Origin of the sequence: Algibacter amylolyticus (assembly GCF_014202225.1) — a bacterium.
Lineage (GTDB): Bacteria > Bacteroidota > Bacteroidia > Flavobacteriales > Flavobacteriaceae > Algibacter_B > Algibacter_B amylolyticus.
In genome coordinates, this window is sequence record NZ_JACHGE010000008.1 from 1 (window position 1) to 26,845 (window position 26,845).

Sequence of the window (26,845 nt, forward strand, 5' to 3'; positions counted from 1 at the left end):
ATTAGCGCCGATGGTACTACATTTGTGGGAGAGTAGGTCGTTGCCTTTTTTAATCCTCAACATTTATTTGTTGAGGATTTTTTTTGCGCTAAACTCAAGTAGAATTGGAATAGCTTAGCCTATCCACTAACTTGGGCGGATAGCTGCGGGAGCGATAGAAACGGCATCCTTTTTATGGCTCGATACGTACTGCTGTTTGTTGGGAGATAGGGTTTTACAGATGGCAACGCCGCTTACTCCTCTCAATTACATAATAAAAAGATATAGTGGATAGCGCGGTTTTAATTTTTATTTAGAACCCGCCATAATAATAATTCAATATTAGTATCTTAAACCTCTAAAAAAGTTAATTGTTTGATGAGTGAAAATAAGGAATTAGATTTGGCTTGGTCGTTTGTTAACGATACCAACCGATCCATTTTTTTAACGGGTAAAGCGGGTACTGGTAAAACTACGTTTTTACATCGTTTAAAAATGAGTTGCCTAAAGCGTTTAGTAGTAGTTGCGCCTACAGGTGTTGCGGCTATAAATGCAAAAGGTGTTACTATACATTCTTTTTTTCAGATGCCTTTTGGTCCTATTTTGCCAAATGAAGATTTAAATGCTGGTAAAGGTTTTAATAGGCGATTTAACAAAACTAAAATTAATATTATTAAATCGATGGACCTTTTGGTTATTGATGAGATTAGTATGGTTCGCGCCGATTTGTTAGATGGTATTGATAAAACGTTACGTAGGTTTAGGGATCGTAATAGGGTTTTTGGTGGTGTTCAAGTTTTAATGATTGGAGATTTACAACAATTATCGCCAGTTATAAAAGAGCAAGAATGGGAATTGTTAAAACCGTTTTATGCTAATGGTTTCTTTTTTAGTAGTTTGGCTTATAGACAGTGTAATGCTGTAACCATTGAGTTGAAGCATATATATAGACAGGAAAACCCCAAGTTTATTGAAATTTTAAATGAAATTAGAAACAATAGGCTAAGTGAAGCGGCTGCGGCGGAGCTAAATAAACGTTTTGTTCCTGATTTTACGCCAAAACCGGATGCTGGGTACATTTCTTTAACAACACATAATAATAAGGCTGAATCAACAAATAGGGCGGAGTTAGCCAAATTAACCACTAAAACACATACTTATAATGCTGTGGTGGATGGTAAATTTCCGGAATATGCGTATCCTAATAATGTGGCATTAGAGTTAAAGGTTGGGGCTCAAGTTATGTTTGTAAAGAATGATAGCAGCCCCGAAAAGCGTTATTTTAATGGTAAAATAGGTAAGGTTATTTTGTTGGATAAGGATGAAGTGGTTGTGCATTGTCCGGATGATGATTTTAACATAAATGTTACGACAGAGATTTGGGAGAATATTAATTATACTGTTGATGCCGAAACTAAAGCTATAACAGAGGAAAAGATAGGGAGTTATACCCAAATGCCTTTGCGTTTAGCTTGGAGTATAACCATACATAAAAGCCAAGGGTTAACTTTTGAAAAGGCCATTATTGATGCCCAGGGTGCTTTTGCACATGGGCAAACTTATGTGGCGCTTAGTAGGTGTAAATCGTTAGAGGGTTTAGTACTTAAAAGCAAAATTAATTCAAGCCAAATTATAAGCGATGGTAATGTTACCACATTTAATGAAAATGCAGAGCAGAATGCTCCAGATGATCTTGTTTTAGTTGATTCTCAAAAGAGTTTTCAGTTAGATTTAATTGCTGAAGTTTTTGGGTTTTACCCATTTCTATATCCTATAAATAGGATACTAGATATTTTTTATAAAAATAGAACTGTTATAAAAGGTGCTATTGATGATGCTTTTGTTCCTATAAAAGACACTGTTACTAATGTTTTAAAAGTAGCAAATGGATTTAATGCGCAATTAAAAACACTTGCAGAATCTGATACTTTACCGGAGCAGAGTGCTATTATACAAGAACGATTTATAAAGGGTGTACACTATTTTTTAGATATTTCGGAATCAAAAATAGCTGAGCCTTTACAGAGTTTTACTTTTACTACCGATAACCAAGCTGTAGGCAGCGAAATTACAAAGCATCTAGATGCTTTAGAGGATTTATTGGCTGTGAAATTGCATTACTTTAAAGGACTATCGTCTGGTTTTACTGCAAAAGAAATTTTAGAGCTTCGTGCTAAATCTGTATTTATTGGTAAAGAGAAGCCCAAGAAGGCTAGAAAAACGGTTGTTGAAGGGACTAGTAATGTTGAGCTTTTTGAGAAATTACGAATCCTTAGAAATGATATCGCTAAAGAGAAAGACTTAATTCATTACCAAATATTTGCACAAAAAACATTATACGAAATGTGTGAAGTTTTGCCTACTAATACTGCCGAATTATTGAAGGTTAATGGCATGGGTAAAACGCGTGTTGATAAATATGGAGCCGCTATTTTAAAGGTTATTAAAGCCTATTGTGATGAACACGATATTGAAACTTCTGAGGAAGTAGAATTGTTTGAGGAATCGAAACCAAAGCGAGTAAAGGGCGATACCAAAAAGGAATCTTTACAGCTTTTTAAAGCGGGTAAAACCATTACTGAAATTGCTAATAGTCGTGAATTGAATGAGAACACTGTTTTTGGACATTTAGCGAGTTTTATTGATACCGGTGAAATTAAGGTAACCGATTTAATGTCGAGAGAATTTTATAACGAACTAAAAGCAATAATCCCCAAAACTAAATTTGAAAACCTATCTGATTTAAAACATCAGTTAGATGATAAATATAGTTATGGAGAGTTGCGGTTGGTTATTAACGATATATCTAAGTGACATTTTAGTTTTGTAAACTGAATGTTTCTGTTAGTTTTGATTTTTACCGCTTAATTATTAACTTTTTTGAAACGCCTCCGTTTTCGGAGAAAATATTCAATAGGTAAATGCCATCTGATAAGTGACTAACATTAATAGTATTATCGTTATTTAAGTTAATCTTTATTTCTTGTCCTGATACATTGTACAAAGTGATAGAAGTAATACGAGTCTGGTTATTGGGCTTAATATTTACAATGTTACTTGCTGGGTTAGGGTAGAGTAGTACATCCATCTCTATAAGTTTCTCAATGATATCGAGAGTGAGTGCAGAGGTTAATTTGTTTACTGCAAAGCCATCTCCGTTACCACCATTGTAAAGTGTTAGCATAAGCCCAGATAGATAATTGTTAGAACTTAATAGGTTAGCAAAACCATCGCCGTTGCCACCATTAAAAATTTGTAGCATAAACCCTTTTAGGAATAGATTTTCTTTAACCAAAAATGTTGAGCCATCCCCACTATTTCCTGTGTATAGAATACTTAAATCGTTACCATTTAATATGGTTTGATATAGTTTATTGGAAAATCCATCGCCGTTATTTCCTTTGTATAGACTTGCAATTAAGCTTCCTTTTAATACCAAAGCAGCTGTTTTACTAGAAAATCCATCGCCTGTATTACCATTGTAAATTCGGAAATTTGAACTTGATAGTACCATTTGATTCCGTTGACTATCAAAGCCATCTCCAGAACTTCCTTGGTACAGCACCGAAAAAGAGGCGATTTCTCCGGAAAGCTTACTGCCAATAAGGTAAGAGTAGTCACTGCCATCATCTATTCCACCTGTATATTGAGCGTTAAGTTGATGCCCTATTAGTAGCAATGTGGTTATTGCAAATAATTTTTGAATTGTCATGTTTCCAATGAATTAATCTTCTGTTCTTACCCCACGAAATCCAAGTCTATTATTAGACCCTGCAAGTGATGAAGCAGCATCATATCTATCGGATACTCTAATAAATGCAATACCATTAAAAAATGAACCACCTTTATATCCTATACCTGTATTGTCTGTGGGCCATGAGGTAACATTGGCTAGTCCGTTTACTAATATTTCGCCATCTCCGTGTACGGATGTAAAAGCCCTACCTTCTGGGTTACCAACCGTTATACAACGCTCGTATAAATTTCCGGTTAATTCCATTATACCGTAATAACTACCACCTGTCTCTTCTCTTGTTTTATTTAAAGCACTTGCCGCTAAAGCTCCCACTCTTTTAGGGCCAGATGTAGTACCATTGGTACTACTATAATGAGCATTTCCGGTGTTTACTGCTGGATTTGTAACTAATTCATTGGGCTGAGATATATTAACTATATTATAATCATTGTCGGCAATATTACTATTTCCCCAAGCAAATTCATCGGCCTTTGGGGTAATAGGTCCTCTACAGGATTTTTCGTATTCTAATTCTGTCATGGGTCTAAGTCCAGACCAATCTAAATAGGCATATAATATATAATTGTTTACATAATTAAGTGGTAGGTCTGGCGATGTTGTTGTAGCCGCAGTACTGCCTTCTTCCCAAGCAATTGTATTCCTGTTAAACTCAGTGTCTTGGTTTTTACCGGAAGCTCCCGTAATATCATTTTCAATTTTCTGTGCAGGGGTTTACGTGTTAAAAAAACTAACATATTGGCCTTGAGTCATTTCATATTTCATGCAATAAAAGGATTGATAACCTTTTGGGAATGCTGCCGGAATAGGGCCTAATTGGTCACCAGGAGCTGATCCATCTGCAGGATTATTATAATAAAGGTTCCCTATGCCTCCATTTACTGTTATCGCATTTTCGGATTCTACTCGATATGGATTATTTGTGGTCCATGAATAAAATTTGCCCACCTCTGTTCCTGGGCTTCCTAGAGAAAATGGTCCTTCTGGTACGTATACCATCTCTAGAGCAAAAACTTGTATGTCTATTATATCGTTCGGGTCTATAGAACCGTAGTCCCAACGCAGTCTTATGCCTTGTAAATCTAAATCGCCACTACCATCGCTATCTCTATAAATAAAGGCACCAACACCATCTTCGGTGATATCAATAGTACTGCCGGATGCAGCCACAAAATCGGTTTGTGCTAATTGGGCGTGCTGCCAATCTCCACTATTTACTCGGTATTTAATAAATACCCATGCGGCATCCCAATTAGAAGGTCCTGCACTTAAGCGCCAAGAGTTCTCCCAACTTAAATCGAACTCGATTTGCACCCATTCTGGTTCGTTAAGATTTTCCAAAGAAATATTACTTACTGTAATATTGTTAGCATTACTTAATAGGCAAAAAAGCAATGCTAATGTTAATGTAAATTTTAATTTCATTTTAATAAATTTATTTGATTAATTTATATTTGAATATTAAAAAGTAGACTAGGGGGGAGAGTTGGAGCAAAAAAAGTGTTGTTGGTTTTAATTTTAAAAAAGGGAATAAATCCAACGGTTACATCTTCATTATCCCCAATTTCCTCACTTGATTAATAGCATCTTTATTTCTTCAATTTTATCGATTTTATAATTTTATTGTTAAGCATGATATTTAATAAATATTGTCCTTTTTTTAAATGATCTATACTTAAATAGATGTTTTGGTTTTCATCTGTATTTAAATCATTGGATTTATTAGTCATCACAATTATTAATTCATTTGTAAAAAAGCAATGATGTTAAAGACATCTTGGTTGTAAAATTATAAGTAAAGTAAATGTTTGGATATCAAATATGTAACAAAGTATGCTACATATGTAACATGGTCTTAAAACCCTTGTTACTGTTGGCTTGAAACGTATTCTGAAGGTGTGCAATTATACGTATCTTTAAAACATTTTATAAAATACGACGGTGTATTAAAACCAATTTGATAGCCAATTTCTGAAATAGATAGGTCTGAATTTAGTAGTAATTCTTTACCACGTTTTAAGCGTTCGGTTCTAATTAGTTCGGTGGTTGATTGTCCAGTAAGGGCTTTTAATTTTCTATGAAGTTGCATTCTACTCATAAGCATTTTGTCGCTAAAAACTGCCGATGTAAATGCTGAATCTGTAATGTTTTCGTTTAAAACGTTTTTAAGTTTAATTAAAAATTTTTCTTCAATTGTTGTGGTTGCAATATCTTTTAACTCTAAACTTTTGGTATAGCGTTGTTGCAGTTGTTGCCTTAATGTAATAAGGTTTTTTACCTTAATTTTAAGTGTTTCGGTGTTAAAGGGTTTTACAACATAATCGTCTGCTCCAGTTTTTAAACCTTCAATTTCATTGTCGTTTCCACTTTTGGCGGTTAGTAAAATTATAGGAATGTGGCTTGTGCGTTCGTCTTGCTTTAAGGTATTACATAATTCTATGCCGTTTGTTTTAGGCATCATAATATCACTTATAATAATGTCTGGTATAAATTTAATAGCTTTTTTAATTCCAGATTCGCCATGTATAGCTTCTTCAATGGTATATAAATCGTTAAATATGGATTTTAGAAATATGCGAATATCTTCATCATCTTCAACAATTAGCATTAATGGTTTGTTGGATGGTTTGGTTATATTATTTAAATGAGAGGCTGGTAATGTTTCATTTTTAGAAGGAAGACTATCTTCTGTAATTTCAGAAGAATTAAAGAAAGAACGCTCAATTGGAAGGGTGATTGTAAATTGAATGTCGTCTTTGTTTAATGCATTAGCAACAATGTTACCGTGCGATAGTACAATGAGTTCTTTTACTAAGGATAAACCAATACCAATGCCATCGGAAGATTTACTATTTTGGTAGTACCGCTGAAAAAGCTTAGCAATATCTTCAGTTTTTATAGTATTCCCGTTATTAATAACCGTAATAATAATTTGTCCTTTTTGAATAGAAACATCAAAATTAATAGTGCCATCCTTGGGAGTATATTTTATGGCGTTTGCTAATAAGTTAGTCACTATTTTTTCGATAACATCCTTATCGTACCAAGCATTTTCTATAGCAACTATATTATATGAGAAATTAATATCTTTTTCTTTTGCTTTAAATTGAAATGCTTTTACTAATTGTTTTAGAAAAACACCCAAATTACCTTGACTTACCGATAAGGTTAAGTTACCTGTTTCTAGTTTAGATAAATCGAGTAGCTGGTTAACTAAGTTTAAAAGACGTTTAGAGTTTCGTTGTACTAACTCTAATTCTGTTTTATCGGACTTTGATAGTTTTGGATTGCCTAATTGTTTTTCAATAGGGCCGGTTATTAAGGTGAGTGGTGTTCTAAACTCATGAGATATATTTGTGTAAAGTTTAGTTTTAAAGCCGTTTAATTGTTTTAAGCGTTCGGTTTCTTTATGTTCAAATTGCAATTGCATTTTTATAAGCCAGCGCCATTTAAGATATTTATAAACTGCAAACGCTATAAGAATACCTAAAATAACATATGCCATAATGGCTAAGTTGCTTAAATACCACGGTTTTTTTATGGTAAATGAATAGGTAGCAGGTTCGTAATTCCAAATGCCATCATAATTACTTGAGATCACTTGAAATGTATACGTGTTAGGAGGTAAATTGGTATAATGCGCTATGTTAGTGTTTCCTGAAGCTATCCAGTTTTTATCATGATTTACGAGTTTGTATTTAAAGGCATTACGTTCGGGTTGCGAAAAATGCAGGCTAGAAAAGGTAAACGTTATGGTATTATCGTTATGTTTTAATCTTAAATTTTCAGTGAGGTCTCTAGGTTTAGAGAAGATTTCTAATTTAGAAATTATAGTTTTAGGTTTTACCGTGTTAAAAGTTAGTTGCCCAGGATGAAACCAATTAATGCCTTCTAAGCCACCAAACATTAAAGTACCTTTTTTGTCTAAATAATACGCGCCTGTATTAAATTCTTTAGCCTGTAAGCCATCATAAGTACTAAAGTTTTCGAATTGTATTTTACCATTAATTTTTTTTAATTGGCTTAGGCCATTATTTGTACTTATCCACAAATTTTGGTGTTTGTCGGGTAGAATTCCGTAAATAACATCGTTAGGTAAGCCTTCGTCTACAGAATAAATGGTAACTGTATTTTTTAGGGTATTATATTTCTTTAATCCATTTCCAAATGTGCCCACCCAAAGTATACTATCGTTGCTGTAAAGTGATTTTATTTTGTTTGATATAAGGTCTATTTTGTTAATAGCTTCTGTTTTTGCGTTAAGCTTATATAAACCGTTATCATCTGTTCCTATCCAAATATCATTTTTATTATCAATAGTTAAATCTCTTATATTGTTGGACTTTAATTTTGAGTTTTTGGTGTTGTACTGTTTTAAAATGCCTCTTTTTTTATCGAATAATAAAACACCATGACGTTCTGTACATAACCAAGCTTGGTTGTTATTTGCTTTAATGATACGCCAAATTGTAAAATCTGAAATTTCGGGATAGAATTTATAATTCCCGTTACTTTCAATAATATTTAGTCCGTATCCTTGGTGCCCAATCCATAGGTTGTTTTCTATAAAGTTTAGGCTAATTATTCTATTACTGGCTAACGGTGTGTTTTTAGTTGTATAGGTTTTATAAGTATCTGTTTTTAAGTTTACAACGGTTAAACCTTTACCAGAAGTTCCAATCCAAATATTATCGAGACTATCTGTGGTTATGCATCTAACCATATTAACATTTACCGTTTTTGGAACTTGGTTATTTGTTAAAATATTGAATTTTATTAAGTGTGTATCGTAATAACTAGCCCCTGTACCATCGGACCCAAACCAAATAATTCCTGTAGCATCTTCGTATAGGCAGAGCATATCGTTATAATGAATTGCAAACGGATTGTTTTTGTTGGCCTTAAAGTTTTTTATGCTATTAGTTCTAAAATCTATAAGATATACACCGTTACCGTAGGTGGCAATCCATAGCCTATTTCTGCTATCAATTAATAAGTCTTCAATATTTAGGTTTTTGGGAAGTTCTGCCGATTTAAATTGGGTGAAAGTATCACTGTCTTTAGATTTAAAAAATAGACCTGAGCCAAAAGTTCCCAACCAAATGTCGTTCTTTTCGTTTGTTTTTAAAACGCTAAAGTTTGTGGATGGAGTGGTTGTAACCTTTATGTTGTTATAGGTGTTATCTTTATTTAAGCTATATACATTACCTGCGGTGGCAACATATAAGCTGTTTTCATGTTCGAGGATATTGTATACGGTTTTGTGTACTTCTTCATTTTTAAAAACTTGAAGGGTATCTTTAGTTTTTGCATCAATTTTATAAAGGCCTTTATCAAAAGAGCCAATAAATAAATTTAAGTCCTTATCTTGAAAAACGATACTCGCTTCAAATGGGAGTTTTATAGGTTTAAAATCGTCGGTATTAGGTTGGTAAAGTTCTAATTTACCCGAGTGTGTAATAATCCAGAGTCTGTTTTGTTTGTCTATGTAAAGTTTACCAAGTCTACTAAAAGTTGCTCTGGTAATATCTTCAAACTGTTTGTTGTAATGTTTAAAGTCTCTACCGTTATATTTATTTAAACCATCTTGGGTAGCCAACCATAAATATCCAATACTATCTTGTGCGATACTAATAACGCTATTTTGAGATAAACCATCATTGATAGATAAGGTCTTAAAAGAAAATTGTTTTTGAGGATAAATAGGGTTTAAATACGAATCAATACTATCTTGTGCATTTAAAAAACAGCAGCAAAACATTACCAGTACAAAGGGTATATAAACGATTGTTTTATAACAATGACTTACCAAACCAGAGATAGAATTAGAGTTTTATTGTTTTGTTAACTAGCTGTTTTTATTCAAAACAAGGTAGTGATATTTTTTAACTAAGTAAAATTCAGTTATTTAAAATTTAGTGTAAGGAAATAGTAAAAGGAAGACTAAAGGCGCATTAGATTATTTAAATTTATTTTAACTATTTTAGTGTCCATGAACGTTATTGTTGAATCTACTTTAAAAACTCTCCTAAAATCACAAATTTTATTAGATAATTTATCTAATGAGCAATTGTGTAATGCTTCGGTACCGCCTTATCATTCTAGTATTGGTACACACATTAGGCATATTTTGGACTTTTATGATTGTATTTTAAATGTGAATTCTGAAAACCAAATAGATTTAACAGCAAGAAGTAGAAATAAGGCCGTGGAAGCCGATTGTTGTTGTGCGAGAGATTACCTTAATTTTATTATTGATAAATTGAATACTATTGCGTTTAATATAGCGGACAATGTAATTGTTATTGATGATTTAGGATTAGGAAAAACAGAAATACCCTATACTTACGGCGCATTATTAGCACAGGCCAATAGCCATACCATACACCATTATGCTATTATAAACTATATTTTTGATAGTCTAGGAATTGTTTTAAATGATTCTGATTTTGGATATAACCCAACAACACCTAAACAAGTTACTTTAAAGTGATTTTTAGCAAAAGAATGTTTTCGATACGCTTTTTTTTAAATAGCAGTCGAACTGAAAACACGAAATAAACTAAGCTTACTTCTTTTTGAACATACTGTTCATTATTAATTTGATGCCTTTAAAAATTAGAAAAATAGCAAAGGCACAAATTAAACATCCTATTACCAAAAGCGGAATGTAAAGTTTATCATCTGGTTTACTAAAAGCAAAACTTAGTAAAACAGGTCCCATAAGCAGACTTAATGCTGCAAAAATTAGTGTTTTTATGCCTTGAAATAATACGGTTTTATCTGTTTTATGCTCTTCCATCATTATAATATTTTACAGCGTTTCTAACGCTTTTATGTTCGTTTAATAGTTTTAAAGCTTCGGTTTCAGAAACATTAATTTCTTTCATAATCATTCTAGCACCTCTGTCCACAAGCTTGTTATTGCTTAGTTGCATATCTACCATTTTATTACCTTTTACATGACCTAATTGAATCATGGTTGAAGTGGTAATCATATTAAGTACCAATTTTTGTGCTGTTCCAGCTTTCATTCTAGAACTGCCTGTTACAAATTCTGGACCGACAACCACATCTATAGGGAATTTTGAAACATTAGAAAGTGGACTATTTTTATTACAAGAAATACAGCCAGTAATAATGTTGTTTTCATTACACTTTTCTAAAGCAGAAATAACATAGGGTGTTGTTCCTGAGGCAGCAATACCAATTACTACATCTTTAGAGTTTATTTGATGTTCCTGTAAATCTTTCCAACCTTGAGTTTTGGAATCTTCAGCAAATTCTACCGCTTTTCTTATAGCCAAATCGCCGCCAGCAATTAGCCCGATAACTAAATCGTAAGGTACCCCAAATGTAGGAGGACATTCTGATGCATCAACAACCCCAAGTCTGCCACTTGTCCCAGCGCCCATATAGAATAAGCGTCCGCCATTTTTTAGTTTATCTACAATTTGAACAACAAGGGCTTCTATTTGCGGCAATGCTTGCTCAACAGCATACGGTACGGTTTTGTCTTCCTTATTGATGTTAATTAGCAATTCCGAAACACTCATTTTTTCTAAATGGTTGTGATTGGAATCTTGCTCGGTGGTTTTTATGAAATTCATGGGTTAAAAATACATAAAAATTTAGTGGACTAAATAGGAAATGGTTATAGTTTTATACAAGGTTATTGAACAACGTAGTTAAATGTATCCACTCTTGAAACTCTAAAATAACCCAATGGATAGTTATCCGGATTGGTTTGATTTATGCAATTACCTCTTACAGTTGCAGGTTGGGTTTGAAAAGGATCTCCAGAATCATCATCGGTTTGTTGTAATAAAATATTAAAAAACTCGTAGGTGCGTTGAGAAATACCGGAATTTCTAATAACAAGGGTATCCCCGGCTTTTAAATCTTCATCAGAATAAAAAGCGAAAATTTCATTACCATCTGTAAACTCATCATCATAAACTTCAAGAGACGCTGTTTCTCTATCTACAACAAAAAAGTCGAACAGGTAGTAGTTTTGTACATCTGCCGGATCTTGATAATAGGCTTTTATTTCTATTTCTTCTCCAGAAAAACCGCCATCGTTTTTTTGCTCTACATATTCAATAGGCACAACCGAGGTCATGGTTTCTGTGGCCATGTAAGTTTCGTTGTTATAAAGGATGGTTAGCGTATAGTCTTCGTTTTCTTTAGGTTTAAAATCAATATTTATATATTTTCCAGTGGCGTCTTCTTCGGTAAAATTAAATACTTCATTGCTTGAATCTGTAACTGTTACTGTGGCTCCGGTTGCAGGAGGAATAGTATCGCTAAAATAAGGCGCTGTTAGGCTAAGTTGTATTAACTGTGTACTTCCTGTTGTTTCAGTATTCCAGAGTATGGACGCATCAATTACTAATCTTGGGTCGGCTGTATTTAAATTAACATCAATTACATCTTCACAGGATGTAACTAGTAAACTAATAATGAATATTATAACTATTTTTCGCATATTCTTAAAGTTTAAAATTATATGATATTGATGGAACAATACCAAAAATAGATAATCTGGTTGCTTCATTAGCATTTGTAGTCTCGTTTTGTCCAAATGAAATGGAAGCCGCATTTCTTCGGTTATAAATATTATAAAAGCCAAATACCCATTCGCCTTGCCAACCTTTAGTTTTATTAGGTTTAGGTTTGTAATTTAGAGCTATATCAAGTCTGTGGTATGCCGGAAGACGATCTGAATTTCTGTTACTGTAATTGGGGATACTTAATCCGTTGTAACTATATTGGCCATTTGGAAAAGTTGCAGGCTGTCCTGTTTGAAACAAAAAATTACTACTTATTTTCCATTTTTCATTCCATTGATAATTACCTGTTATGGAAATATCATGGGTTTTATCAAAAGGTGTTTTATACCAATTTCCGTTATTTATACCTATTTCGTTAGCTGTTCTTCCTGGAGTTTGTTGCTCAGACCTAGATAGTGTATAGGCCAACCAACCTTTAAATCGACCTTCGTTTTTTCTAAGTAAAAGTTCCAACCCGTAGGCTCTAGATTTTCCGTTTAGTATAACCTGCTCAATAGCATTATTAGCTATTAAATTTGCACCATCAATGTAGTCTATTCTATTTTTAACATCTTTATAAAAGCTTTCCAGTTCTAAAGAATAGGCATTATCATTAAAGTTTTTAAAATACCCAACAGCATATTGGTCAAGTAATTGCGGTTTTACATATTTACCACTTGGTGTCCAAATATCCAAAGGAGTAGGAGAGCTGGTGTTAGAAAGCAGATGTATATATTGAGCCATACGGTTATAGCTCAGTTTTACAGAACTTTTGGTATTTAGTTGGTAGGATAAAGAAGCTCTAGGTTCAAGATTATAGAAACTTTCAATAACATCGCTACGTTTATAAGTTTCTGTTGCTATAGGTTCTGCTTTTTCATAAATTTTAAAATCGTCATTAAATAAAACAGCTTGGTCATTCTCGTATATATTTAATTCATCCTGTCCTAAACGCGTAAAACTACTAAGTCTTAGGCCGTATGATAGGGCTAATTTATCTGAAACCTTATGTTCGGCATCTAAATAAAGCGCATTTTCAAAGGCGTATTTGTCTGTTAGCTTAAAAGGATTAATTCCTGAAGATTCTACTGTTGGAGTAATTTCACCTGGATTAAAACGGTAATAAATACTGTTTAAACCATATTGTAGTTTAATTTTATTGCTTAGGTAATGCTTAAAATCATATTTTAAATTGAAATTCTGAATGCCAGAAACCCAATCGAATTCAACAAAATTCAATCTTAAATTATAGTCGTAATCCGAATAAATTAACGAAAGGTTTGAAAATAATTTATTTGAAAATAAATGATTCCAACGAAAGTTTATAACGGCATTACCGTAAGTATTCTCAAAAGTATCTTCAATTTTAAAAACATCTCTTCCAAAGTATCCAGAAAGGTAAATGTTATTATTATCGTTTAATTTATAGCTAAGTTTTGTGTTAAGGTCATAAAAGTAGGCCTTGTTATCAATATCGAAAAGTGGTAAAAATAAGTGTGCGTAACTAGAGCGTCCGCCTAAAAGAAAGGAACCTTTATCTTTTTTTATAGGACCTTCAACAAGTAGTCTGCTAGATACAATACCAATACCACCGTTTGCATGAAACTCTTTGCTATTACCTTCTTTTTGATAAATATCTAAAACCGATGAAACCCTACCGCCATAACGCGCAGGAATACCACCTTTATAAAGTTTTAAATCTTTAATAGCATCTGGATTAAAAACAGAAAAGAAACCAAATAAATGCGAAGAGTTGTAAATTATGGCTTCGTCTAAAAGAATTAAGTTTTGATCGGCTGCACCACCACGAACATTAAAGCCCGAGGCACCTTCGCCGGCAGAAGTAACTCCGGGTAGTAAGGTAATGGCTTTTATAATATCGGATTCGCCAAGTACAACCGGAATTTCTTTAATGGTACCAGAAGTGAGCTTGTTAACACTCATTTGTGGCGTTCTAATATTTAGTTTTTCAATGTTTTCTGTAATAACAACTTCGTCTAAGCTCTCTAAGGCATCAGCAAGATTAAAATTTTTAGTAATGTCTTCTGTTAAGGTTATGGTTTCAGATATTGTTGAATAACCTAGATAACTAATTACTATAGTGTAGGTACCTTCAGGAACGGTTATGGAGTAAAATCCGTACTCGTTTGTGGTTGTTCCTGCGGAAATTTCGGGGAAAATAATATTTACACCAATTAGGGTTTCATTGCTTTTTTCTTCGGAAATGGTTCCGCTTAAGGTATATTTTGATTGTGCATTAAGAGGATTGATAGCTAAACTTAGTGCGCAAATACACCAACAAAAGAAGTATTTCATTTAACAGCTTTTTTTATAAAAGTATAAAAAAAGCTCCTAAAAGGAGCTTTTTTGAAATTACATTAAGATTAAATTAACTTAAGATAGCATTAAATGTCTTGCTAGGTCTCATTACATTGTTAATTAAATCTTCATTAGGTTCGTAATAACCACCAATATCGGCAGGTTTACCTTGAATATCGTTTAGTTCTTTAACTATTGTATTTTCGTTTTCTACCAGTTGTTTAGCAATAGGTGTAAACTCAGCTTTTAAATCGGCATCATCGTTTTGATTTGCTAATTCTTGGGCCCAATACATAGCAATGTAAAAATGACTCCCTCTATTATCTAACTCGCCGGCCTTTCTTGATGGGCCTTTGCTATTTTCTAATAATTTATCGGTAGCATCATCTAATGTTTTACCTAAAACTTTAGCTTTTGCGTTGTTGTTTACTAAACTAAAATGCTCTAAAGAAACGGCTAATGCTAAAAACTCTCCTAAAGAATCCCAACGTAAATGGTTTTCTTCAACTAACTGTTGTACGTGTTTTGGAGCAGATCCACCAGCACCGGTTTCAAATAAACCACCACCATTCATTAAAGGCACAATAGATAACATTTTTGCACTAGTACCTACTTCTAATATTGGGAATAAATCTGTTAAGTAATCGCGTAATACATTTCCAGAAACAGATATAGTATCTTGTCCCTTTATTAATCTTTCGCAAGTAAACTTAGTTGCTTCAATAGGTGTTAAGATTCTTAAATCTAAACCAGAAGTATCATGGTCTTTTAAATATGTATTTACTTTTTTAATGATTTCTACATCATGTCCTCTGTTTTCATCTAACCAAAATACAGCAGGAGTATTAGAAGCTCTTGCACGTGTGACAGCTAATTTTACCCAATCTTGGATTGGTGCATCTTTAGTTTGGCACATTCTCCAAATATCACCTTCTTCAACTTTGTGCTCTAATAACGTGTTTCCAGAAGCATCAATTACTTTAACTGTTCCATTTGATGGAATTTCGAAAGTTTTATCGTGAGAACCATATTCTTCAGCTTTTTGTGCCATAAGACCAACATTAGGAACAGTTCCCATAGTTGTAGGATCGAAAGCACCATTCTTTTTACAGAAATCAATAGTTGCCGAGTAAATACCAGCATAACTACTATCTGGAATTACAGCTTTTGTATCTTGAAGTTTACCATCGGCATTCCACATTTGTCCAGAAGTACGAATCATTGCAGGCATAGAGGCATCAATAATAACATCACTAGGTACATGAAGGTTGGTAATACCTTTATCTGAATTTACCATGGCTAAATCAGCACCATGATCTAAAGCGTATCTTATATCCGTTCTTATTTCTTCGCGTTTATCTTCAGATAATTCACCTAATTTTTCAAGCAAGTTTCCAAAACCATTATTAACATCAACTCCAATCTCATCGAATGTTTTTCCATGTTTTTCAAATAAATCTTTGAAGAACACACGAACGGCATGACCAAAAATAATAGGGTCACTTACCTTCATCATGGTAGCTTTCATGTGTAATGAAAATAAAACACCTTTATCTAAAGCATCTTCTACTTGTTCTTCTAAAAATTCTAATAACGCTTTTTTGCTCATTATTGTAGCATCAATAATTTCACCTTTAAGTAAAGCAAAACTATCTTTTAAAACTGTAGTGTTTCCGTTATCGTCAATATGCTCTATAGTAATACTAGTGGCATCGTTTAACGTAACCGACTTTTCGTTACTAGCAAAGTCACCTTCGCTCATAGTAGCTACATGAGTTTTAGAATCGCTAGTCCAAGCCCCCATAGAATGTGGGTTTCTTTTAGCGTAATTTTTAACTGCTTTAGGAGCACGTCTATCACTGTTCCCTTCACGTAATACAGGGTTTACAGCACTTCCTTTAATTTTATCGTAACGTGACTGGATATCCTTTTCGGCATCAGTACTAACTTCGTTAGGATAATCAGGAATGTTAAATCCTTTGTCTTGTAATTCTTTAATCGCAGCCTTTAATTGCGGAACCGAAGCACTAATATTAGGTAATTTAACAATATTAGCTTCTGGCTTTTTAACAAGCTCACCTAGTATTGCTAAATCGTTTGGGACACGCTGGTCTTCATTTAAAAAATCTGGAAACACAGCTAAAATTCGTGCTGCTAAAGAGATATCTTTAGTTTCAATATTAATACCCGAAGATTTAGCAAACGCTTGAACAATAGGTAATAAAGAGCGTGTTGCTAAAGCTGGAGCTTCATCAGTTTTTGTGTAAATGATTTTAGACATTGGTGTCGCTTTTTTTTGAATTATTATTTTAGTTAAGTCTCGAAAACGTAGTACGATAACGTTTTCGCGTGCGAATATACAAAAAATGACCTTTTAAAATGGTCAATTTTGAGTTGAAAATAAAGAAAACAATAACTTTTAAAGTAAAATCAATATAGCGTAGTGTGAGTGCTAATTTGATAAAAAACAAAAGCCATATCACTGCAGAAATTAATCTCCTTTGATATGGCTTTTTAGAAATAACTTTACAAGTCCTAATAAGTAATACTACTTACTTGTGTTTAAAATATTCATCTAAACCCCTTCGGTACAAGTATTTGTTATTTCAATGAAACATAATTGTAATTTTCAAAATGTATTGACCTATTACTACTATGTTTCTGTAATTGTTTTCTTGATGCTATTAACGTATTCTTCACTTTCGTGTTAAATCTGCTATTAGCATTGCTTGCATTACAGTAATCACTTTCGGTTTTACTGCTTTTTAAGCTTTCCATTATACTAGTTTGCATCTGCTTGTACGAATGCCACTTTTTATAATGTCATGGTTTTTTATAGTCTCACGAATACACGTGGTATAATTAAACCTCAAAAACAATTTTATAAGAACGTTACCTTATTTAGAAAGTTATGCAAATTCGTTGTTGAAGCGAAACCAACCAAGGTTGTCATTTATTTCTGTAGTAAATATACCATCACAATTCAATAAAAACAAATTATTAACAATTTAGATATCAACTAGTTATCAACCGTACTTATTAACAATAGTTAATAAAAAAAGCCTTGAGAGGTCTCAAGGCTTTTAAATACTGCTAATGCAGGTAAACTGTTATTAACGTCTACGCTCTGTAATTCTAGCTTTTTTACCTGTAAGGCCTCTAAAGTAGAATATACGTGCTCTACGTACTTTACCACGTTTGTTAACTTCTATTTTTTGTAATGCAGGTAAATTAACTGGGAAGATACGCTCTACACCAATAGTTCCTGACATTTTTCTAATTGTAAAAGTTTCTGAAGTTCCAGATCCTCTTCTTTGTATTACAACACCTCTAAAAAACTGCGTACGTACTTTTTCGCCCTCTCTAATTTCGTAGAATACTGTTATTGTATCACCAGCTGAAAATTCTGGTAAATCTTTTCTTGTTACAAACTCGTCTTGTACAAATTTTACTAAAGATTCCATATCTTTAAATTTAATTATAATTAATTCAGAACAACATTCACGATTCTCGCCAGAGGTTAACCCGAAATTGGGTGCAAAAATAACTATTAATTAGTAACCTGCAACGTTTTATTTATATTTTTTTTGGGTGTTTCTTTTTGCATTATAATACGTGTAAACTTTATGTTTGGTAAAAGCAAAAAGTCAGGCTATCCGCTATATCTTTTGGTTTTTTAGTAAACCAAAAGGATGCCGCTACTATCCTTAACACAGTGTAGCACAGAAAAAAAGCCTTTAGTTGCTTAGTTAAGTCTATCTGTGCTATGCTTACCAAAATGATTTAAAGCTAATAGTAATAAACCAACTCCAAAAATAAAAATAGAAAAGGCGTTAAAAAAATGCAGTGTAACTTGGGCATTAAGTATGGCTTCTGTTCCGTTTTGGGCGGCAATTGCATTATAAATGTATCCGCCAACAAAACCAATAATATTAAGTAAACTTCCAACACATAAGAATACTGTTGCTGTACTCTTTTTTTTAACTAGAATAATTATGCTTGCTACTAGTATAATGAGTTGTACAAGACCATTAATTATACCTGCTATAGCAAATTGCATTTGTATATTATCCATGTTTTCTGGTTGGTTTAATCGTCCAATAAATCTGGTCTGCGCTCCTTAGTTCTTAGGTAGGCTTGTTCTTCCCGCCATTTTTCAATTTTTGGTAAGTTACCGCCAAACAATAATTCGGGTACTTTCCAACCTTTATAGTCTCTAGGTTTTGTATAAATAGGTGGTGCTAATAATCCATCTTGAAACGAATCGGTTAGGGCAGAGGTTTCATTGCCCAATACACCCGGTATTAAACGTATAATAGAATCGCACAATACAGCAGCTCCTAACTCGCCACCAGATAATACATAATCGCCAATAGAAATTTCGCGTGTTATAAAATGATCGCGCACACGTTGGTCCACACCTTTATAATGACCGCATAAAATAATTATGTTTTCTTTCATCGATAAATGGTTGGCAATACCTTGTTTTAAAGTTTCGCCATCTGGAGTCATATAAATGACTTCGTCGTAATGGCGTTCTGCTTGTAAAGCCGAAATACATTTGTCTATAGGCTCCACCATCATTACCATACCAGCGCCACCACCAAATTGTGTGTCGTCTATAGATTTATAGTTGTCTGATGCGTAATCCCTTAAGTTGTGAAAATGGACTTCTACCAAACCAGCATCAATAGCACGTTTTAAAATAGAAGCTTCAAACGGACTTTTTAGTAATTCTGGTAAAACGGTTATAATATCTATGCGCATGTTTGCTTTTTAAAAAGGCAAAGATAATTTAATTGTTCTATACCTATTATAATTTGAATTGAGATTACGAGAAAAAGTACGTTTTATTGGGCTTTAGTTTACTCTAAAATTTCATAATCTATATCTAATTTTCGTAAAGCTCTTAACGCAGATCCCGAGTTTTTATCCTTAACCTCGATATCGACCGCGTCGCCTTCTAAAAGGATATCTGTAAGTTCATGTGATAAAGACGCACCTATACTTAATGAAATCTCTTCAATACATTTGGCTATTGCCCTTTTATCTGGCCTTTGAGCATCGCATGATAGTAAGTTTAATTTCATAGTAATAGTTTATTAGTAAAAATTGAAATAGTTGGGATTATCTTTTTATGGCCTCTGAAATCTTTTTAAAGACGCGTTTAAATCATTTATAATCCTCTAAAGCCACTAACTCCGCAATTTTACAAATCACTTCGGTTGCTTTTATCATACTTTCTACTGGTACATACTCAAAACGTCCATGAAAATTATGTCCGCCAGCAAAAATATTAGGGCAAGGTAAACCCATATAACTTAATTGAGAGCCATCAGTACCACCACGAATGGCTTTAATTAAAGGCTCAATGTCTAGTTGTTTCATGGCTTCTTCGGCAATATCAACAATATGCATTACAGGTTCTACCTTTTCGCGCATATTAAAGTATTGGTCTTTAATTTCGGTAAAAATAACTTCTCTGCCATATTGGGTATTTAACTCGTTGGTGAGTTTTACCATAACCTCTTTACGTGCCTCAAAATGTTCCATATCATGATCGCGAATAATATAATGTAAGGTGGTTTCTTCTACATCACCCTCAATATTATGCAAATGGAAAAAACCTTGGTAGCCTTCGGTATGTTCTGGGGTTTCCAAGCGGGGTAAGGAATTTATAAACTCGGTAGCAATATACATGGAGTTTATCATTTTATCTTTGGCATAACCAGGATGCACAATTTTACCTTTTATTTTTACAACCGCTCCTGCGGCGTTAAAATTTTCGTATTCTAATTCGCCAATTTGACTACCATCCATGGTGTACGCCCAATCTGCGCCAAATTTTTCAACATCAAATTTATGTGCACCTCTACCAATTTCTTCATCTGGAGTAAAACCAACTTTAATGGTGCCGTGTTTTATTTCTGGATGCTGAATTAAATATTCCATAGCCGAAACTATTTCGCAAATACCAGCTTTATCATCGGCACCCAATAGCGTAGTCCCATCGGTAGTTATTAAGGTTTGTCCTTTATATTGTAGTAAGTCTTCAAAATAATCTGGCGATAGAATTATGTTTTCAGCTTCATTTAAAATAATATCTTTACCGTCGTAAGTTTCAATAATCTGAGGGGTTACATTTGCCCCGGTAAAATCTGGCGACGTATCGAAATGAGAAATAAAACCAATTGTTGGCACATCGTGATCTACATTACTTGGTAAAGTAGCCATTATATATGCGTTCTCATCTATGTTTACATCTTGCATGCCAATAGCCTTAAGCTCTTCGGCAAGTTTATTTGCTAAATCCCATTGCTTTTCTGTGCTTGGTGTTGTTTGGGAGTTAGGATCGGATTCTGTATCAATTGTAACGTAACTTACAAAACGTTTTATAATGTGTGCATTCGAAATCATGTACATGAATTTTTTAGAAAGAAAAGAGTTATTTTTCAAGCAACTAATTTACAATTATTACGGTTGATTAACTTCGTGTTGTCTAATTTTTTATTTAGAAGATTTCAACCTATTTTTGCATGAAATTATCTTGGTTTTTGTGTTTCTGCAAAAGGAAGATACCTTCAAATAAATACATTGATGTACAAATTATTACTTCGCCCTCTGTTTTTTGCTTTCGATCCAGAAAAAATTCATCATTTCACATTCGATTTAGTAAAGTTTACGTCTAAAATACCGGGTTTTAAAAGTCTTTTTAGACGCTTATATGTGGTTGAAGACGAAAGATTAGAACGAAAATTATTGGGACTTACTTTTAAAAACCCAGTAGGACTAGCAGCAGGATTCGATAAAAACGCAGTTTTGTACAACGAACTAGCCAATTTTGGTTTTGGTTTTATTGAAATTGGTACGGTAACGCCAAAAGGACAAACCGGAAACCCGAAAAAACGATTATTTAGATTAAAAGACGATCAAGGCATTATAAACCGTATGGGGTTTAATAATGAAGGGCTTGATGCGGCTATTGTTCAGCTTAAAAAAAATAAAGGTAAACTTATTATTGGAGGTAATATTGGTAAAAACACCGATACCAAACCAGAAGATTATACCAAAGATTATTTAACGTGTTTTAATGCGCTGCATCCTTATGTAGATTATTTTGTGCTTAATGTTAGTTGCCCAAATGTTGGTAGTCATGCTAAACTTAACGATAAAGATTATTTACTAGAGTTAATTGGTGCTGTGCAAAACGCAAACAAAACGTTTAGTAAACAAAAGCCAATTGTTTTAAAAATAGCTCCAGATTTAAATAATATTCAACTAGACGAAATTATCGATTTAGTAAAAGAAACCAATCTTGATGGTGTTATAGCAAGTAATACATCTACCGATAGAAGTGGTTTAAAAGCATCAAAAGAAAGATTAGAAGAAATTGGAAACGGTGGTTTAAGTGGACAACCCGTAAAAGAAAAAAGTACTCGAGTTATAAAATATCTTTCAGAAAAAAGTAATAAGGCTTTCCCAATTATAGGTGTTGGTGGTATTCATTCGGCAGAAGGTGCGCTTGAAAAAATTGATGCTGGTGCAGATTTAGTTCAGGTTTATACAGGCTTTATCTACGAAGGACCAAGTCTTATTAAATCAATTAACAAAGCACTACTTAATAGATAATTATTTAATAAATCTTTTAATTACTCTAGATTTAGAATCCTCTAAAATTAACAAATAAGCTCCTGCGGCTAGTTCGTTTACATTAATGGCTTTATTGGATGTGATGCCCTTAGCAAGGATTTGTCCTTGATAATTAATAATTTGATACCGGAGTGCATTATCATTAAGAGACCCTTTTATAAAAATAGAGCCGTTAGCCACTGGGTTTGGGTATAATGTAACTTCCGATAATGCATTTATAGTGGCATCGTTTACAGGATCTGAATCTGTTATAGGTGTTGTAATTCTATCTTTAATAAGCTTGTAATAGGCATGCATTCTGGCAAATTGCTGTTCGGTAAAATGATTCCGGCAACCTCTTCGTGAATAGGACATGATGTTTCCCGTATCTGGTTTATAATAATCGCCATTAGCATCGGTTAGATTGCCTGTGTACTCACAAAAATTATTAACAGTATTATTAGAGAGTTTTGGGTCTGCAGGTGTATCGCATATACCATCGCCATCGGTATCACAGTTGCTGCCATCAACCAACTCGGTAGTTTGTTTGGTATTACTAGTACCATGTGTATGCTCTAAAGAGAAAAAATGTCCCATTTCATGAGCCAAAGTAGAATCGTTGGTAGCACAACTGTTTTTAATAACAATTACGTTGTTTTTTCCAATACTATTGGTGTAGCCACAAAGACTTTCTTCTAGCTCGTTTTCAACATAGTCAATAAAATATATATTAATAATGTTAGAAACATAATTTGCTTCTATTAAGCTTTTCTCATTTTTCTTATTAAAATGTTCTAATGCATTGTTGTCAATAAAATTAATGTCTTCAAACAAATAGAACTGCATATATGCCTTTGCATAGATTTCGTTAAGATTGGCCATTGTATTTTCAAGATTAGAACTATCTAGTCCGCCAGAACCATCAGAATTTCTAATAATATGGACTTTAATGGGAATTAAGTTTAAGAGCTCTTTTGAAGATTCTTTTTTACTTAATTTCTTTTGAATGAAATCTTGTTCTAACGCCTTTAGTTGAGGTTTTATACTGTTATAAAAGTTTATAGATTCTGTTGTAGAAACAGTTCCACACTGATTTTCTGTCTCATTTTGAGTGTAGGCAATAGACGTAAGCAGAACTATTGAAAGGAATACGAGGTAATTTCTATGGATTAAAAGTTTCATTGGGGCAAAACATTTTAATCAAATGTATGTGCTCCTTCCGTTACCAAAGAATAAAAACGGTGAACGCTAATTTATAATCGTTTAGGTTAATAAAAACTACAAAACATATTAGTTAATTATCAATTTTCGAGTTGTATGGTTACCATTAATAATGGTTACACGTACTAAATAGATGCCTTTTTTTAAGTTTGATAAGTCGAAATCTAGTTTTGATGGACTATTTTCAACTATTACCTCCTGAATTTTACTTCCCAAAACACTGTAAATTTTTACCGTATTAATTGCTAAATTTTGAATATTCGAAATGGTGATTTTTCCATTGGAAGGATTTGGGTATATTTTTATATTTTCAGGTAAAGCTTTTTGTGAACTGCTTAAAGTGGATGTATTATATTGAAATGTTATACTAGCCATTCTATTACCATTAATAGGATAACCCGAAAGCATGAAAATTGGTTCCCTTGGGTTTGTAATGATATTATTTGATGTGTATTCTGTTCCAGAATCGGTACCAGCATCGTAAGCAAAAACATCTAAGGTAAACGTGTCTTTCCAGCCGTTATTTATACTGTTCTTGCCAGAGCGCAGGTTTAAACTGTTAATAGCAATAAACCAATCGGGACTAGGTGCAACCATAGATGCCAATGTAATTAACGGGAAATCTTCACTAATTTCAATATTATTTAAAGAAGCCGTACTATTATTACCAGCAAAAGGAGCAAAAGCCTGTTCTAAATATTGATTAGCATTTCCGGCGGAAATTAAGGTGTTTATTTCATTTTCAAAATTAGTGTTAACGCCAATTTCGGCAACATCTTTTATACCGTTTGTTGAAGGTGCAGGAACTCCAAACTCTATAATATCATTGGGGTTTTTATGGGTAGCACCAACCAAAGGCGACCAATGCGCATTATTGGGTAATGTGGTATGTTCGGTAGTATTCCATATGGTGGTTATGGAAATATTATAATTTGCTACGGACTGCCCAAAGGCATCATTTAGGCTAATTAAAAAAGGTATTAGTAAGAGTATAGTATTTCTCATAAAATTAGATTTTAGTAGGCGTAACATAATATTGAGTCGTATTTATATTTTAAAACTTGCATTCTTAAAAATAATAGTATTTTTAACCGTTGAATTCTGATAGGAAATAATGAAAAAACCAGTAAAAATAATTGAATGTCCTAGAGATGCTATGCAAGGTATAAAGCAATTTATACCCACAGCTAAAAAGATACAGTATATTCAATCGTTATTGCGTGTAGGTTTTGATACTATCGATTTTGGAAGTTTTGTTTCGCCAAAAGCCATTCCGCAAATGGTGGATACAGCTGAGGTTTTGGCACAATTAGATTTAAGTAAAACAAATAGTAAATTACTTTCAATTATAGCGAATACGCGTGGTGCTAATGATGCTTGTAAACATCCTGAAATCGACTTTTTAGGGTATCCGTTTTCCATTTCCGAAAATTTTCAGATGCGTAATACCCATAAAACCATTGCCGAATCTGTACATACACTTCAAGAGATCTTAAACATTGCAGATGCTTCCAATAAGCAAGTGGTTGTGTATATTTCTATGGGATTTGGAAATCCTTATGGCGATCCGTGGAATGTAGACATAGTAGGCGAGTGGACCGAAAAACTAGCAACTATGGGTGTTAAAATTTTGTCTTTAAGTGATACTGTTGGCACCTCTAACCCAGAAAGTATCGATTATTTATTCTCTAATTTAATTCCTAAATATCCAAACATAGAATTTGGTGCACACTTGCATACTACACCAACAACATGGTTTGAAAAAGTTGATGCCGCCTACAATGCCGGATGTTATCGTTTTGATGGCGCTGTGCAAGGGTTTGGTGGCTGCCCAATGGCAACCGATGAGTTAACTGGTAATATGCCAACCGAAAAACTACTTTCCTATTTTACATCAAAACATAACAATAGTTTAAATGCTATGAGTTTTGAAAGTGCCTATAACGAAGCTTCTAAAATTTTCAAGAATTACCATTAATTAAAAAAAACATTACAGACAAGTGTAGTTTACTGGTAATTAGAAGGATACATATAGTTTTGAATTCTTATTTTAATTTATTCTAAATAAAACTTGAATAAGTGTGTTTTGAGATTTATATTTGCAACTTCAAAAAATCTATTTATAATTAGTCTAAATTAAACAGGCGGTAAATTACATAAAATGAAAAAAGTATTATTAAGTCTATTTGTAGTGTCAGCTTTATTTCAATCATGCTCAAATGACGATGATGGAAATGTAGAAACTAAAGTAACAGCACCTTCAACTTACGAGTTTACAAGAGAAGGTAATTCAACAGTAAGCTATAGTGGTCAAACTACCAGAATTAAAATGGCAGACGAAGTAGTAACTGCATTAAAAGTAGAAACTAATACAGAAGCAACAATAGATGCTATGTTTGCTCACGTTGAAAATGCAAACGATTTTAGCGATGCCGATTTAAACGCTTCAGATAAAAGTGTAAGAAGTAAAGTAGCAGCGTCAACCGATTATTTTTCAGCAAATACTACAGAGGCAAATGAAATTAAAGCCGATTTTGATACTTGGATTGAAGAGCAAGTAAACGATGTTTTTCCTAGCTGGAGTGTAACTGCCGAAGTTGGAGTTGCAGGAGCTTTACAACAAGCAGGTGGTGGAACAGTACGTTATATAAACGCCAAAGGATTAGAATATAATCAAGCTTTTGCCAAAGGTTTAATAGGTGGTTTAATGATCGATCAAATAGTAAATAACTATTTAAGTTCGGCAGTATTAGATGCTGGTACTAATGTAGAAGATAACAACAACGCAGTTTTAGAAGAAGGTAAATCATACACCACAATGGAGCATAAGTGGGATGAAGCTTTTGGATATTTATACGGAGCTGAAGCCGATGCAACAAACCCGGTTTTAGATGTCGATCAATTTTTAAGCGAATATTTAGATCGTGTTGAAGCCGATGAAGATTTTGCTGGAATAGCATCTACTATTTACGACGCCTTTAAATTAGGTCGTGCTGCTATTGTTGCTGGAGAATATGATGTTCGTGATGCACAAGCAGAAATTATTAAAGGAAATATTTCGGTAATACCAGCTGTAAGAGCCGTGTATTACTTGCAATCTGGAAAAAATAAATTAGGTGTAGATGATGCTTCTGCATTTCACGCTTTATCTGAAGCTTACGGATTTATTTATAGCTTACAATTTACAAGAAAACCTAATACAACTTTACCATATTTAACAAAAACTGAAGTAGATGCTTATTTAGCGCAACTTATGGAAGGTAATGGTTTTTGGGATGTAACTGCAGATACTTTAGATACCATGTCCGATGAGATTTCTGAAGCATTTGGATTTACAACAGAAGCAGCGGCTAATTAATATTCCTTATTTTTGCAACCGTTTTTAATTTAA

Annotated in this window: 22 protein-coding genes; 5 read left to right on the plus strand and 17 right to left on the minus strand. The window is 33.3% G+C overall.

The window, feature by feature from the left end; genetic code table 11:
• The first annotated feature begins 357 nt into the window (after window positions 1-357).
• Window positions 358-2,793 carry a helix-turn-helix domain-containing protein gene (locus tag HNQ90_RS13730; protein WP_144117922.1) on the plus strand — a complete coding sequence of 812 codons (2,436 nt, stop codon included), beginning with the start codon at window positions 358-360 and terminating at the stop codon, window positions 2,791-2,793.
• A gap of 43 nt (window positions 2,794-2,836) precedes the next feature.
• On the opposite strand, the gene HNQ90_RS13735 is transcribed toward HNQ90_RS13730, so the two are convergent.
• The 5 genes from HNQ90_RS13735 to HNQ90_RS13750 all read right to left on the minus strand — a co-directional run bounded on the left by HNQ90_RS13735 (window position 2,837) and on the right by HNQ90_RS13750 (window position 9,494).
• Window positions 2,837-3,691, minus strand: coding sequence for a T9SS type A sorting domain-containing protein (locus tag HNQ90_RS13735; RefSeq protein ID WP_144117921.1), 855 nt, complete (start codon window positions 3,689-3,691; stop codon window positions 2,837-2,839).
• Window positions 3,692-3,703: 12 nt separating this feature from the next.
• On the minus strand, window positions 3,704-4,432 hold the full coding sequence (locus HNQ90_RS17895) for an SUMF1/EgtB/PvdO family nonheme iron enzyme (protein WP_338081404.1): 729 nt from the start codon (window positions 4,430-4,432) through the stop codon (window positions 3,704-3,706).
• A gap of 15 nt (window positions 4,433-4,447) precedes the next feature.
• Entirely contained in the window at window positions 4,448-5,158 is a 711-nt protein-coding gene (locus HNQ90_RS17900; protein ID WP_206669659.1) for a hypothetical protein, read from the minus strand.
• Window positions 5,159-5,322: 164 nt separating this feature from the next.
• Entirely contained in the window at window positions 5,323-5,463 is a 141-nt protein-coding gene (locus HNQ90_RS13745; protein ID WP_172625922.1) for a hypothetical protein, read from the minus strand.
• A gap of 137 nt (window positions 5,464-5,600) precedes the next feature.
• The gene (locus HNQ90_RS13750; RefSeq protein WP_144117920.1) at window positions 5,601-9,494 is read right to left on the minus strand and encodes a hybrid sensor histidine kinase/response regulator transcription factor; all 3,894 of its coding nucleotides are present in this window, start codon (window positions 9,492-9,494) and stop codon (window positions 5,601-5,603) included.
• Window positions 9,495-9,725: 231 nt separating this feature from the next.
• On the opposite strand from HNQ90_RS13750, the gene HNQ90_RS13755 reads away from it, so the two are divergent.
• Entirely contained in the window at window positions 9,726-10,226 is a 501-nt protein-coding gene (locus tag HNQ90_RS13755) for a DinB family protein (RefSeq protein WP_144117919.1), read from the plus strand.
• A gap of 75 nt (window positions 10,227-10,301) precedes the next feature.
• Here HNQ90_RS13755 and HNQ90_RS13760 read toward each other — a convergent pair whose 3' ends face one another.
• The 10 genes from HNQ90_RS13760 to pepT all read right to left on the minus strand — a co-directional run bounded on the left by HNQ90_RS13760 (window position 10,302) and on the right by pepT (window position 21,021).
• Window positions 10,302-10,538, minus strand: coding sequence for a DUF6095 family protein (locus tag HNQ90_RS13760; RefSeq protein WP_144117918.1), 237 nt, complete (start codon window positions 10,536-10,538; stop codon window positions 10,302-10,304).
• A complete protein-coding gene (gene murQ, locus HNQ90_RS13765; protein WP_144117917.1) occupies window positions 10,522-11,343 on the minus strand; it encodes an N-acetylmuramic acid 6-phosphate etherase in 822 nt (273 codons plus the stop codon). Before murQ ends, HNQ90_RS13760 begins: the two co-directional genes overlap by 17 nt.
• 62 nt (window positions 11,344-11,405) lie before the next feature.
• Window positions 11,406-12,221 carry a DUF4249 domain-containing protein gene (locus tag HNQ90_RS13770; RefSeq protein ID WP_144117916.1) on the minus strand — a complete coding sequence of 272 codons (816 nt, stop codon included), beginning with the start codon at window positions 12,219-12,221 and terminating at the stop codon, window positions 11,406-11,408.
• A gap of 4 nt (window positions 12,222-12,225) precedes the next feature.
• Window positions 12,226-14,601 carry a TonB-dependent receptor gene (locus tag HNQ90_RS13775; protein WP_144117915.1) on the minus strand — a complete coding sequence of 792 codons (2,376 nt, stop codon included), beginning with the start codon at window positions 14,599-14,601 and terminating at the stop codon, window positions 12,226-12,228.
• Between the two features lie 73 nt (window positions 14,602-14,674).
• Entirely contained in the window at window positions 14,675-16,885 is a 2,211-nt protein-coding gene (locus tag HNQ90_RS13780; protein ID WP_144117914.1) for an NADP-dependent isocitrate dehydrogenase, read from the minus strand.
• An 832-nt stretch (window positions 16,886-17,717) separates the two neighbouring features.
• Window positions 17,718-18,068, minus strand: coding sequence for a 50S ribosomal protein L19 (gene rplS, locus HNQ90_RS13785; RefSeq protein ID WP_144117913.1), 351 nt, complete (start codon window positions 18,066-18,068; stop codon window positions 17,718-17,720).
• Between the two features lie 281 nt (window positions 18,069-18,349).
• Window positions 18,350-18,679, minus strand: coding sequence for a hypothetical protein (locus HNQ90_RS13790; RefSeq protein ID WP_144117912.1), 330 nt, complete (start codon window positions 18,677-18,679; stop codon window positions 18,350-18,352).
• Window positions 18,680-18,693: 14 nt separating this feature from the next.
• Entirely contained in the window at window positions 18,694-19,371 is a 678-nt protein-coding gene (gene trmD / locus HNQ90_RS13795; RefSeq protein ID WP_092853521.1) for a tRNA (guanosine(37)-N1)-methyltransferase TrmD, read from the minus strand.
• Between the two features lie 98 nt (window positions 19,372-19,469).
• Window positions 19,470-19,694, minus strand: a complete 225-nt coding sequence (locus tag HNQ90_RS13800) for a hypothetical protein (RefSeq protein ID WP_144117911.1) — start codon at window positions 19,692-19,694, stop codon at window positions 19,470-19,472.
• A gap of 82 nt (window positions 19,695-19,776) precedes the next feature.
• The gene (gene pepT / locus HNQ90_RS13805) at window positions 19,777-21,021 is read right to left on the minus strand and encodes a peptidase T (protein WP_144117910.1); all 1,245 of its coding nucleotides are present in this window, start codon (window positions 21,019-21,021) and stop codon (window positions 19,777-19,779) included.
• A 180-nt stretch (window positions 21,022-21,201) separates the two neighbouring features.
• Here pepT and HNQ90_RS13810 point away from each other — a divergent pair, with 180 nt between their 5' ends.
• Window positions 21,202-22,233, plus strand: coding sequence for a quinone-dependent dihydroorotate dehydrogenase (locus HNQ90_RS13810; RefSeq protein ID WP_144117909.1), 1,032 nt, complete (start codon window positions 21,202-21,204; stop codon window positions 22,231-22,233).
• On the opposite strand, the gene HNQ90_RS13815 is transcribed toward HNQ90_RS13810, so the two are convergent.
• Together HNQ90_RS13815 and HNQ90_RS13820 are read right to left on the minus strand one after the other, a co-directional pair.
• Window positions 22,234-23,415 carry a zinc-dependent metalloprotease gene (locus tag HNQ90_RS13815; protein WP_144117908.1) on the minus strand — a complete coding sequence of 394 codons (1,182 nt, stop codon included), beginning with the start codon at window positions 23,413-23,415 and terminating at the stop codon, window positions 22,234-22,236.
• Between the two features lie 108 nt (window positions 23,416-23,523).
• Window positions 23,524-24,459 (minus strand): T9SS type A sorting domain-containing protein, encoded by a 936-nt coding sequence (locus tag HNQ90_RS13820; protein WP_172625921.1) that lies wholly within the window; start codon window positions 24,457-24,459, stop codon window positions 23,524-23,526.
• A gap of 109 nt (window positions 24,460-24,568) precedes the next feature.
• On the opposite strand from HNQ90_RS13820, the gene HNQ90_RS13825 reads away from it, so the two are divergent.
• Entirely contained in the window at window positions 24,569-25,432 is an 864-nt protein-coding gene (locus HNQ90_RS13825; RefSeq protein WP_144117906.1) for a hydroxymethylglutaryl-CoA lyase, read from the plus strand.
• A 183-nt stretch (window positions 25,433-25,615) separates the two neighbouring features.
• Window positions 25,616-26,812 (plus strand): DUF4856 domain-containing protein, encoded by a 1,197-nt coding sequence (locus HNQ90_RS13830; RefSeq protein WP_144117905.1) that lies wholly within the window; start codon window positions 25,616-25,618, stop codon window positions 26,810-26,812.
• The last annotated feature ends 33 nt before the right edge of the window (window positions 26,813-26,845 follow it).